The following is an 11941-nucleotide window of genomic DNA, read 5'->3' on the forward strand; positions in this document are numbered from 1 at the left end:
ACTTCCGCCTTTCAACTCATCCAACTGTTCGCTGCCGCGCAGGCAGCTTAGAAATCGATATGATCCAGCAGGGATGGCTGGAGAGGGTTCGCTGCCGCGCAGGCAGCTTAGAAAGACAAATGATGCGGAATCATGCGCGGATGCCAGTTCGCTGCCGCGCAGGCAGCTTAGAAAATAGATAGAGAATCCATAAATAAATATTTATTGTTCGCTGCCGCGCAGGCAGCTTAGAAAATGTAAAATTGACCCAGTCAACGAAAGCAAAGGTTCGCTGCCGCGCAGGCAGCTTAGAAAAAAAATCGAATACAACTCAGCCGATAAAGCCTGTTCGCTGCCGCGCAGGCAGCTTAGAAAAAAAATCGAATACAACTCAGCCGATAAAGCCTGTTCGCTGCCGCGCAGGCAGCTTAGAAAGAAGTAAGAAGGAGCGGAAGACTTAGCGGTATGTTCGCTGCCGCGCAGGCAGCTTAGAAAACTGACCAGAAGAAGCAACACAGGACGCTTGAGTTCGCTGCCGCGCAGGCAGCTTAGAAAGCCAGATTTCATCATCTGAAATATTAGGCGTTGTTCGCTGCCGCGCAGGCAGCTTAGAAAACGGGAAAATGCCAAAGCCGCTTGACTACGTTGTTCGCTGCCGCGCAGGCAGCTTAGAAAGCAAGCGGCGGGCGTACTGGGCGATTTGCTGGGTTCGCTGCCGCGCAGGCAGCTTAGAAAGTTGAGTGGTCCGGAAAATTTATCCCAATCGTGTTCGCTGCCGCGCAGGCAGCTTAGAAATTTATCGATGGCAACGGCGGCAGCACTGGCAAGTTCGCTGCCGCGCAGGCAGCTTAGAAATAGCCAATACGAAGCCATCCATCGCGGCTTATGTTCGCTGCCGCGCAGGCAGCTTAGAAATCATCGAGGCCGAGTCTCGAACGCAAGTGGGTGTTCGCTGCCGCGCAGGCAGCTTAGAAAGTCTATCCGCCTGGCCGAAACCGTCGCGCAAGGTTCGCTGCCGCGCAGGCAGCTTAGAAAATGCTGCCGCTGCCAGGGTTAATGCCATGACCGTTCGCTGCCGCGCAGGCAGCTTAGAAAAGAAGATGCCGGAACATGGCGTCCGTGTATCTGTTCGCTGCCGCGCAGGCAGCTTAGAAAAGTTGTCTCTGGCCGAGCGGAATATTTTATCGGTTCGCTGCCGCTCAGGCAGCTTAGAAAAAAATAAACACGCTGATAATAGACTCCCGAGGGTTCGCTGCCGCGCAGGCAGCTTAGAAAAAAATCAAAGACCCGATTCGCGAAGTTTCCGAGTTCGCTGCCGCGCAGGCAGCTTAGAAAGGCAGGAAGGCGCGCAGAGTCGCCCGGTTTGGGTTCGCTGCCGCGCAGGCAGCTTAGAAAGTTAAGGTTTAGCCCGCCAGGCAGTCCAGTTCGTTCGCTGCCGCGCAGGCAGCTTAGAAAGTTTTGATTGGTAACGGTCTTCATCGAGTGAAGTCCGCTGCCGGACTGGCTGCTTAGCTTATAGATAAAAGTCAACAATACTCCATGCCATGTCCAGGATCACCTTATTAAAATACTTGAATCGATATGGCAGTTAAAAGCGCATCGTCCCAGCCAGCCGTTGTACGCATGCGTTTTATGGATATGCGTTTTGTTTTGGCGCGTCTCACCATGTTTAATGCCGCAAGTCGGATAATGGCGATATTGTTGAGTGCATTGCCGTTACGTATACGGCTTTGGTCCTTGCCGAATGACATGTCCAAAACCTAGTGCAGTTGATTTTCAATGCCCCGCCGTCGCGTAAACTGGGTAAGAAAATCCCTGTGCGAGGCACCAGCAATGCATATACGGCCTTTCTTAAACGCCTGGCAGCAAATTGAAAGGCGCCGTGGTTCAGTGCCCCTTTATTCGACGGATCCGTCAAAAAAGAATTCATGTAAAATTTTTGTTAGGCGCTTATACAGAAATCGGTGCTTCTCTTCGGTATGCCAGGCTCGATCGCTAAATCGATTTACATGGGTTAACCATGGCTGCGTTACATGCGGATAATTGGATGCGAGGTGGTGCTTTCCAACCTCAAGCTGCTGTAATCCCCCAAATGTTTCACGTCAATTACCTTATTTAAGCAGAGGGGCGCCTATGAAAACAACAATGACTTTCGTTGGATAAAGGGTGTTCAGTGGTGTCATTAAAAATAAACTTAATGATGGCATAAACATTGCTGCTCATTTTTTATGATTTTATCATGGCATTTTTAAACCATAAGATCGATGCATCTATCAGTGCAGCCGAAATCCTCATTTCCAAGCCGAGCCGAATACACGGTGAAAGCTGACATCTCTTTAGGAGAAAGCCGCGCGTGGAAACATCGGCTACGCTGATGCGCAACGTACCAGCGTGGTGCCGTCGCTTCGTGCGAGATCAGTGTCGGCAGGTTCGGGGAGAGTCCGGTAAGCGCCAGAGGCGAAACCGTTTACGGGCTTTGAAGAGCGTTTGTTAATTAAAGTGGAATTTCACGAACTTGAGGTGTTATTTTGCGTCAGTTGCGAAGATTGGTTGGAATGGAGAAGCCCATTCAAAACAATCGCACATTTTTAATGTTCAATTTATTTTCGTATGAAAGAATCGCTTGTCAATAGCGATTTATATCCCAGTTAAGATTGCTCGGAACACAATCATTGTTACCTAATTTGAGGCCGGGTAAAAGCAGCCAAGATTTTTTTCATCTGATAATTTCACTGTTGTAATAAGACTGATATGAAACGTTTATATTGCGAAGTAATTCAACTAAACAAACCGGGAAATAACTATGAATAGAAAAATGACCTCTAAAAAAGATATTTACAAAGCATTGGGATTCACCACGCTGTTAGTGGTTTCATCGTTTCCTTTATCTATTTTAGGCCTGAAGATACTTAACTTTTTTTTCAGTCATATCAAGCTTTAACAGGCTGTTGAAAAAGGCCGAATTTTAAAATACTCTATTAGCATAGAGTAGTATTTTGTGTTTTTTTGTCGCAATATGCAGTGCATGGCTAACTTTCAATCTGTGTTTTTAAGCAGCCTGAAGTGGCTTGTATAAAGTGTATTGACAATTATGCCGCAGTAAAATCATAATTTAAACCGCCTCCAAAGGGCTTTTTTGCATAAATCCGAGCTAGACTATTTTTTATAAAATATGTAATGTAAATAAATAATTTATTTATCTGTTTGTGCAACCAAGCCCTTCCAAAGTACGAACTCAGTGCGCACAATTTTATTGTGCTTGTCAATCATAATACAAAGCAGGGGTGCTTTGCTTGTCCCTAACAGTGATTTGGTCTATGACACGGAAACAAACCTTCTTTTTTGTTTGTAAAAAAGGCGTGTTGTTCATTCTTCTTTCCCAATTTTGCGTTCCTGCTTACGCGAAAAATGATATCCCCAAGGCTCCGGCTACATCCGCTACAGTAAACAATCGCTCGGAAAGCAAAATAAAAGAAGTGCCTTTATCCGAAGAACAAGCGCTGGCCTTGTTTTATCAACGGAATCTCGATTTGATTGCAGCCCGATATAATATTGCAACTGCAAAAGCGAGCGAAATAATTTCCGCTGCAATACCGAATCCTGTGATGAGTCTGGACGTTTACGAGCTTGGCGGTAAAACCAATAATAATGGGGTGGGTCCTGCCACAGGCGTACGTATCGACCAATTGATCCAAACCGCCGGCAAGCGGCAGATAAAAATCGAAAGCAGCCAATTGGCTACCAAGGCATTCGAAGAGGATTTGTATGATGCGGTGCGTACCTTCAGTAATGCGGTGCGCAAGTCTTTTTACAGTCTGCTGCTGGCCCAGAAAACTTATGATTTTGCCTTAGATAACGTCAGTCACTATCAGGCGATTTTGAGTGCGAATCGATTGCGGTTAGATCTGGGCGATATTTCCGTCTCTGATTTTTTGCGGATCAAAGTAGAAACCGGCAAGGCCCAATCCGATCTTGATAAATCCTTGGCGCTGCTCGATCAAGCCCGTTCCGACCTGGCTGTGTTTCTGGCATGGCCCGATGAGGCGATGCAGTTCAAAGCAGAGGATCAATGGCCTACTCCAACGGAAATAGGGCAAAGCCAAGGGCGGGATGCGCTTTTCAATAAAGCGCTGGAACAGCGGCCCGATCTGAAAGCGGCGAAACTTCGCATCGAACAGGCGCAACGTGATTTGAGTCTGTCGCGTAAACAGGTCATACCCGATGTCACCGTTGGCGGCTATTACCAGCACGATCCGGGGAATATCGATCTCAACACCTTTGGAGTAGGCGTCCAGGTCCCGCTGCCTGTGTTTTACCGGAACAAGGGTGAAATCGATCAAGCCGCGGTTAAGCTAAGTAATGCAATGTTGCAGTTGGATCAGGCGGAACAGAGTATTCGTGCGGATGTCGTCAGCGCCTATGCGGCCTGGAAAAGCTCATCCTTGGTCGCAAAACGCTTTGAGAGCGAAATTCTCGACGATGTCCGCAGTGTGCGCGAAGCAGCAGAGCTTTCATATGCGAAAGGCGCCACTAGCATCATTGATCTCATAGAGGCCGAGAGGAATTATAAAAATACCATGATGGATTACTATACGGCGCTGAACAATCAATCCAGTTCCTTTGCAGACTTGCTTGCCGCAGTGGGCGAAAAAACGAGCGATGCTGACTCCTCAATGGGCCTGGAAGTAAAATGATTGCCATTTTGATCACGCGCCCCGCGAGATACAGAACTTATCCTGTAGGAACGCCTTGCGAAATTATTAGGGAACCATCATGAGAGGACTTTGGCTGGATTTTCATATCGCCAACAAACATAAAACTCACATTTTAATTTTGTTTATTTGGATGTTTTTCGCAGGGGGTTGTTCCAATCCCAACGATGAAAAGCGGCAACCGAAGCCGCTCCAAGAGCCTGGTGTGGTTTATTTGGCACCCGATTCCCCAAAAAATGCTTACATCAAAGTGGCTTCATTGGAATCAGTCCAGCGTCCGCTGTTGGAACCCTTGGCAGGCAAAGTGATTTACGATGAACGCGCGACCGCAAGGATCAGTTCCCCCGTTTCCGGGCGCGTCCTATCCGAACCGGCGCCGTTAGGCAAGCACGTCACGGAAGGCAGTCCTTTGGTAGAACTGAATAGCCCCGATGTGGCGGCGGCCATCGCTGAGTTTGTGAAGGCTGAAGCCGATGTGAAACTGGCCGATCGGGCATATAGCCGTCAGAAAGCGCTTTATGAAGGCAATGCGGCAGCGCGAAAAGAGATGGAGCAGGCGTTTGATGAGTTGGCTCGTTCACAGAGCGAAGCCGCTCGGACACGCGACCGTTTGAAAAACCTTCGTTTAAACAGACGGCAGGCGGATGGGAAATTTGCGCTCCGTTCGCCGATTTCCGGTATTGTTGTTGAGCGCCATATTACACCGGGCATGGAAGTGCGGCCCGATTTGCCGGACCCGCTTTTTGTTGTTTCAGATCTGTCCAAGTTATTGGTGCAGATAGAAATTTTCGAAGTGAATTTTTCCAAGATCAAACCGGAACAACGCGTCTTGATTTCCGTCCCCGCCTATCCTGACGAACAATTTCCGGCCACCGTCAAATACATAGGTCAAATTCTCGATGAAAATACCCGGACGGTCATGGTGCGCTGCGAATTGCCGAACCCGGATAAAAAACTCCTTCCCGGCATGTATGCCACCGTTAATATATTGAGCGACCCCGAAGACAAAGCGATCGTGGTCCCGCTCACCGCGGTTTTTACCGAGGACGAATCCGATTATGTTTTTGTTTCGATCGGCGGCAATCGGTATCACAAACGCGCCGTTAAAATCGGCTTGCGGCTCAAGGATAAAGCCGTCGTCGAAGAAGGCTTAAAGCCGGGTGAAAATCTGGTTGTCGAAGGCGCGCTGATGCTCCGTACCGAAGAAGCGGTCGAAGAAAGCAGCGATCAATCGTCCTCCGCACAGGGAGGTGGTTCATGATTGAACGCATCATAACCTTTTGTCTTCAGCAACGGCTACTGGTTCTTGGCGCGACGTTGGCTGTCGCCATATCCGGCATTGTTGCTTTCGAAGAACTGCCGGTGCAGGCGTTTCCGGATGTGCAGAACGTTTTTGTGCAAGTCGTCACACAATTTCCCGGTCAGGCCCCGGAAGAAGTTGAAAAACTGGTCAGCCTGCCGATTGAACGGGTGATGAACGGCTTGCCTCACCTGATGAATATGCGATCAGTGTCTATATTCGGATTATCGGTTGTCACGTTAACCTTCGATGACGATGCCGAAGATTATTTTTCGCGGCAACAGGTGCTGGAGCGCCTGCAAAACGCCGATATTCCGAATGATACGGAACCGCAATTGGGGCCGTTATCGACCGGTGTCGGCGAAATTTACCGTTACGTGATCGATGCCAAACATCTACCTTTGGTCGAACAGCGCGCGCTTCAGGACTGGGTAATCGAACCGCGCTTGCGCACCGTACAAGGCGTGGCGGATGTGGTTTCCTACGGCGGCGGGATAAAAGAGTACCACGTATCCGCCAAACCGGACCGCCTAAAAAATTATCGCGTGACGCTGAATCAAGTATTTGAGGCAATCGCTTCCAATAACGCCAATACGGGTGGCGGATACATTGAACACGGCGACGAGGCTTTGGTCGTGCGCGGCGTAGGGTTGTTAAAATCGGTCGATGAAATCGGCGATATCGTAGTGACCAGTGTCGCCGGAGTGCCGGTTCGAGTTAAGGACGTCGCCGACATTGCCGTCGGTCCGCAGCCCCGTCAAGGTATCGTGGGATTAAATCAGAGAGACGATGTTGTCGAGGGCATCGTCTTGTTGATCAAAGGCCGCGATGCGATCAACGTATTAAGAGGCGTCAAGGAAAAAATCGCCGACCTTAACAGCTTCGGACTGCCGCCGGGGGTAAAGATCACTCCGATCTACGATCGCACCGAACTGGTCGGACACACTGTTCATACCGTCGAGCACAATATGCTCGAAGGTGCTGTGCTGATTCTGGCAATTTTGCTGATTTTCTTGCGCCGTATTGCCGCCGCGGTGATAGTGACCTTGATCATCCCCCTGTCGCTGCTCTTTGCATTCATATTGGTCGATCTCAATAAAATCTCCGCGAATTTGATATCCTTGGGCGCGATCGATTTCGGTATCATTGTCGACAGCGCCGTCGTGCTTGTCGAAGCGGTGATGGTAAAGATTACTCTGGATCTGCAGCGCAATGCGGATATTCATCATTTGCGCCAATCTCTACTGGTCACCGCCTCGGAGATGGGCAGACCGATCTTGTTTTCCAAAGCGATCATCATCATTGCGTTTTTGCCGATATTTACCTTTCAACGCGTCGAAGCCAAGATTTTCTCTCCGATGGCCTATACGCTGAGTTTCGCGTTGTTGGCTTCGATGCTGTTTAGTCTGACATTCGTTCCCGCGGTATTGAACTATATGCTCGGGCCACGGCTCGCGGAACAGCATAATCCGCTGGTGCACGCGATGGAGCGGCATTATCGCCGTTTTCTCGAATGGGTTCTGAGAAATTCCAGGTTAGTTTTTATTGCCGCCATCGCGGCGCTTGTCCTCAGCTTGGCTTCGATTCGATTCATCGGCACCGAATTCATGCCGAAACTTGACGAGGGCAATATCTGGTTGACGATTACCCTCCCGACGCCGGTTTCTTTGACCAAAGCCAAGGAAATTGAGCGTGGCGTGCGTGAAAGACTGGAAACCTTTCCCGAAGCAAAAATGGTATTGACGCAACTGGGTCGTCCGGAAGACGGCACCGATCCCAAAGGCTTTAACAATCTGGAAGTATTGATCGATCTGAAACCGAAGGAACAATGGCATTATGGAAAAAAAGAACAACTGGTCCAGGCCATGGATAAAAGCCTGAGTATTTTTCCCGGCATTCAAACCAACTTCTCGCAAGTCATCCAGGACAATGTCGAAGAAGCGATTTCCGGCGTGAAAGGCGAAATCGCCATCAAAATTTTCGGCGGCGATCTCAAAATGCTCCAGAGCAAAGCGGATCAGATTACCCGTATTCTGGCTTCCATCCGCGGTTCGACCGATGTCGCCGCGGAACAGCAGGCCGGTCTTGCGCAAGCCAGCGTTGAAATCGACCGGTCGAAAATTTCACGGTATGGCATCGACGTAGACGACGTCGAACGCACCATCGAAATCGGCATGGGCGGCAAGGCGGCATCCAAATTTCTCGAAGGAGAACGCCGTTTCGACATTACCGTGCGCTATGAAGAAGATGCGCGAAATTCCATATCGGGTCTTCAGTCCCTAACCGTCCAATCTCCGGACGGCAGCCGTATTCCGCTCGCCGAGTTGGCGACGATCAAGATCAATCAGGGGGCATCACGCATCAGCCGGGAAGAAAATATGCGCCGGATTTCGATCAAATGTAACCTGATCGGTCGCGACCAAGGCAGCTTCGTCGCGGAAGCTCAGCAAAAAGTTGCCGAGCAGATTGCCTTGCCGCCAGGGTATCGCATCGTCTGGAGCGGCCAGTTCGAAAATCAGCAGCGCGCGATGAAACGTTTGGCGATCATTGTACCGATCAGTTTGGCGCTCATTTTCGTCTTGCTTTTTTGGGCTTTCCATTCGGTAAAAAATGCCTTGCTGATCGTGATGAACGTCCCTTTTGCAATGATCGGCGGTTTGTTGATTCTATTGGCAACCGGTATCAATCTCAGCGTATCGGCAGCAGTGGGTTTTATCGCGCTTTTTGGTATTGCGGTGCAAAATGGTGTTATTCTTGTTTCGAATTTGAATAAATTACGTAGGGAAGGGCAATCGTTGCACGACGCTATCGTCGACGGTTCGACCAGCCGCCTCAGGCCCGTCGTAATGACCGCTTTGATGGCAATGTTGGGGTTGTTTCCTGCGGCACTGTCCACCAGTGTGGGTTCGGAAACCGCAAAACCCTTTGCCGTCGTGATCATCGGTGGGCTAATGACCGCAACCTTATTGACATTGACGTTGTTGCCGGCGCTGTATCGCTACTTTGCCGAAGAAGGGGAATCTTGAGGAGACACGTGTTATGAAAGAAATCCGCGCTTATATTCAACCTTACATGCTCAACCACGTAACCCATGCGCTTATGGAAATTCCCGATTTTCCCGGCATGAGCGTATCTAATTGCGAAGGATTCGGTCGCGAACGCGCCGAAACCGGCAACGAATACCAACCCTTTTATGGCAAGAAGCGAATCGAAATATTCGCTGCGGATGATATGGCGGGTATTATTTTCGACACGATCATGCGCATTGCGCACACGGGACACCACGGAGATGGTAAGGCTTATATCGTCGACGCCATTCAAGGGGGGCGTATAAGCACTGGCGAGAAAGGCCCCGAATTGGCTTGATCGTCATAGTGAGACGCAATGTTTATGCGTTTTCATGTCCATGATTCTCGAGTCAGTTCAGACCTGGATCATGGCATTTGAGCTTTTTTAACTCGCTGCGCCACAATTTTGTGGTATTTCTATACGATCAGTTGCCGAGTTTAGCGCCTTGAGCGCATCGTTATGGATAAATTCTAAATAGCTGTGTTGCCGACGGTATTTAGCCCGTCTTTTCGTAGGTGTTTCATGAAACGGTTTATGAAGGGGTTGAGGCGGCAGTTCATAATCGTCTTGCTTGTTTCGCTGTCCGCCCAACTCAAGCCAATACGCATCATAGCTGAAATATTTGGAGTTTTTCTTGCGCGAAATATGATGAGCGTCCGAGACGCCCAAAATCGTGTCGGCACCAATATGTTTGGCAAAAGCAAAAACACCTTCCAATGCGATGCGTTTAGGACTGAGCCCGCTGCAGAGTTTGCTTGCTTCCGCTACCATTTTGCGCGCGTTTTCTACAGCCGGCCCTTGTATGCCGCCAATATAGATCGATAAATGCCCGTCTTGCGGGATCAGGGTAAAGCTGACTCGCGCAAGAAACGGAAAATCTCCTGTTTGCTGCCAAAAAAACGCCAGTTCGCCTTCTTTTCCAGGGTAGCCGCCATACCGTAAAACCAATTCGAAACTGTGCTCGGCCGTGATATCGAGCCGAGTGATCGTCAATCCCCCATTCACTAAAATTTGTTGCATTAGTCTGGACTCTAAGATGTTTTCAATGACAGTATAGTGGTCTCCCAATATTTTCGCGCGCTGATCGATTGAATGATCCAATCGCAACAAATGGCGATAGAGTTTATCCGGTAAGCTTTTTTCTTGTCGCACTAATTCGGATAAAACGGGCGAGCAAGCGACTTGTTGAAACCAGCGGCCCGAAAGCTTCGACCAAAGCAGGCTGCGGCAAAACATCTTCAGCCTTTTGTACGTATGGTCGGGGTGACAGTATCTCGATATATGGTTGATTAATTGTATGTAGCTTGGATTAAATGCGCTGAACTGTAAGCGGGTGAAACGGTTTGGAATGAAAGGCGATTCGAGTGACATCGATGGTTACGGTATGCAAATTCGGCTATCCGGCGCGATCACCACGATTTATCGAGAAATGTTCGTTTTCCCTAAGGAGGCTAAAACAGCCAAGGTTAAATCAGCGTGCCGGTATTTTTAAAAAAATGCCCCCAGCGACGATGACGAAGCCGGGGGGATGATTTATTTGGCGGAATGCTCGGCGGCTTCTTGGGTTTTCATGTGCGCGGCTTCCGAAGCTTTGCTGGCATTCTCGGCATGCGTCTTCGCTTCTACATGTTTGCCTGCCTTGTGATGTTTGGCGGCCGCCTTATGATGCTTTACAACTTCCGCATGGGCTTTAGCGGCCTCTTCGTGTTTTGCAGCAGCTTGTTCCGTAGCCGCAAATGAAGAAAAAGACATCATGGATGCTATGAATAATGTTCCTATGCTCTTGAACATAGATGGCTCCTAAATATTGCAAGATAAAGGTTATCGACCGCAAGATCGGTTACCGATTTTGTGGCCGCTGTCGAAAATAATTTTCCGACCACAAGGAAAAAGCATTATTCATGCCACACGGTTTTTTATGGGCTATTTATTTGAAATTCTTTGTTTTTTATAGCATATGGCTAAGTAACTTGGCAGGATAATTGATGGTTGAAATGTGAAAATAAACCTATTCTCTTGGTGTATATAAACCACACAAGTAGTTTTTGCTGAAACATGAAAAACATTTTATCGATTGTTCTGAATTTTTATTTTTCAAACAATAAAATGCTTAAGTCAAAAGAAATTTTAATAGGATTAAATTTAAAATATCATGCTATTCCTTGGTTAACAGGCTGTTGATTTTTTTTTCCCTTGAAAGCCGCATGAGTTCGTTAGTCTGAATACGCAAAAACAACTTAAGGTATTGTTATATATCTTAAGATCGTTTTTTCGCATCATACTGTGACTGATTGTTTCAGACCATGCGCGGCACCGACATTACCCAAGAAGAACTGTTTAGCTACCGAACTTTAGAAGCACGGATACCCAAGAGGCATCCCCTGCGGAAACTCAGGGAGGTGGTCGACATGCTGTTGATCACGCTGGACGCTGAATTCGACGCGCTATACGCCCGCACCGGCCGGGAGTCGATCCGCCGGAGCGCTTGTTACGCGCCAGCCTGCTGCAAGTTTTGTTTTCAATACGCTCCGAACGGCAGCTGGTAGAGCAGATCGATTTTAACCTGTTGTAACGCTGGTTTGCCGGGCTGACGCCGGATGAGGAGGTGTGGAATCACTCTATGTTTAGCGCTAATCGCTGTGTAGACGCCTTAACGACGGTAATTCGGGTTTCCTAAAGATTGGTGACCTTGCGTTGGGTAGCAAGGGGCGACAGGCGCTAATTGGCGACCATCGGCTAGACCTTACTCCCATCGTATAGGCCAATGCCGTTAAGTTAAGAAGAAAGCTCCCTCTCCTGCTGGAGAGGGTTGGGGTGAGGAGGATCAAAAATAAGGAAAAATACTTTATTTTGATCCCCTCATCCCAGCCTTCTTCCGAAG

General features: G+C 48.7%; 7 protein-coding genes, 1 pseudogene and 1 CRISPR repeat array. Of the genes and pseudogenes, 5 read left to right on the forward strand and 3 right to left on the reverse strand.

Translation table 11 applies throughout. The annotated features are described in order from the left end of the window. The first annotated feature begins 26 nt into the window (after positions 1-26). Positions 27-1494: a CRISPR direct-repeat array (repeat unit 28 nt; unit sequence GTTCGCTGCCGCGCAGGCAGCTTAGAAA). Positions 1495-1541: 47 nt separating this feature from the next. Next, complete coding sequence (locus U2W12_RS00870) at positions 1542-1730, reverse strand: hypothetical protein (protein WP_326498786.1); 189 nt, start codon at positions 1728-1730, stop codon at positions 1542-1544. A gap of 1566 nt (positions 1731-3296) precedes the next feature. Between U2W12_RS00870 and U2W12_RS00875 the strand changes: the two genes are divergently transcribed. The 4 genes from U2W12_RS00875 (at position 3297) to U2W12_RS00890 (ending at position 9357) form a co-directional block, all read left to right on the forward strand. Then, complete coding sequence (locus U2W12_RS00875) at positions 3297-4673, forward strand: TolC family protein (protein WP_326498787.1); 1377 nt, start codon at positions 3297-3299, stop codon at positions 4671-4673. A gap of 277 nt (positions 4674-4950) precedes the next feature. Then, positions 4951-5952, forward strand: a complete 1002-nt coding sequence (locus U2W12_RS00880; RefSeq protein WP_326498788.1) for an efflux RND transporter periplasmic adaptor subunit — start codon at positions 4951-4953, stop codon at positions 5950-5952. Then, positions 5949-9017: a CusA/CzcA family heavy metal efflux RND transporter gene (locus U2W12_RS00885; protein ID WP_326498789.1), complete on the forward strand. Its 3069-nt coding sequence runs from the start codon at positions 5949-5951 to the stop codon at positions 9015-9017. Before U2W12_RS00880 ends, U2W12_RS00885 begins: the two co-directional genes overlap by 4 nt. A 13-nt stretch (positions 9018-9030) precedes the next feature. Then, positions 9031-9357 carry a P-II family nitrogen regulator gene (locus U2W12_RS00890; RefSeq protein WP_326498790.1) on the forward strand — a complete coding sequence of 109 codons (327 nt, stop codon included), beginning with the start codon at positions 9031-9033 and terminating at the stop codon, positions 9355-9357. 87 nt (positions 9358-9444) lie between these two features. Here the strand turns inward: U2W12_RS00890 and U2W12_RS00895 are convergent, their stop codons facing one another. Together U2W12_RS00895 and U2W12_RS00900 are read right to left on the reverse strand one after the other, a co-directional pair. Further along, the gene (locus U2W12_RS00895; RefSeq protein WP_326498791.1) at positions 9445-10431 is read right to left on the reverse strand and encodes a DUF535 family protein; all 987 of its coding nucleotides are present in this window, start codon (positions 10429-10431) and stop codon (positions 9445-9447) included. Positions 10432-10593: 162 nt separating this feature from the next. Continuing rightward, positions 10594-10812, reverse strand: coding sequence for a hypothetical protein (locus U2W12_RS00900; RefSeq protein WP_326498792.1), 219 nt, complete (start codon positions 10810-10812; stop codon positions 10594-10596). A 551-nt stretch (positions 10813-11363) separates the two neighbouring features. Here U2W12_RS00900 and U2W12_RS00905 point away from each other — a divergent pair. Continuing rightward, a pseudogene (locus U2W12_RS00905) lies at positions 11364-11698 on the forward strand (transposase); the annotation flags it as partial. Positions 11699-11941 lie beyond the last annotated feature (243 nt).

Origin of the sequence: Methylomicrobium sp. Wu6 (assembly GCF_035916875.1) — a bacterium.
Taxonomy (GTDB): Bacteria; Pseudomonadota; Gammaproteobacteria; order Methylococcales; family Methylomonadaceae; genus Methylomicrobium.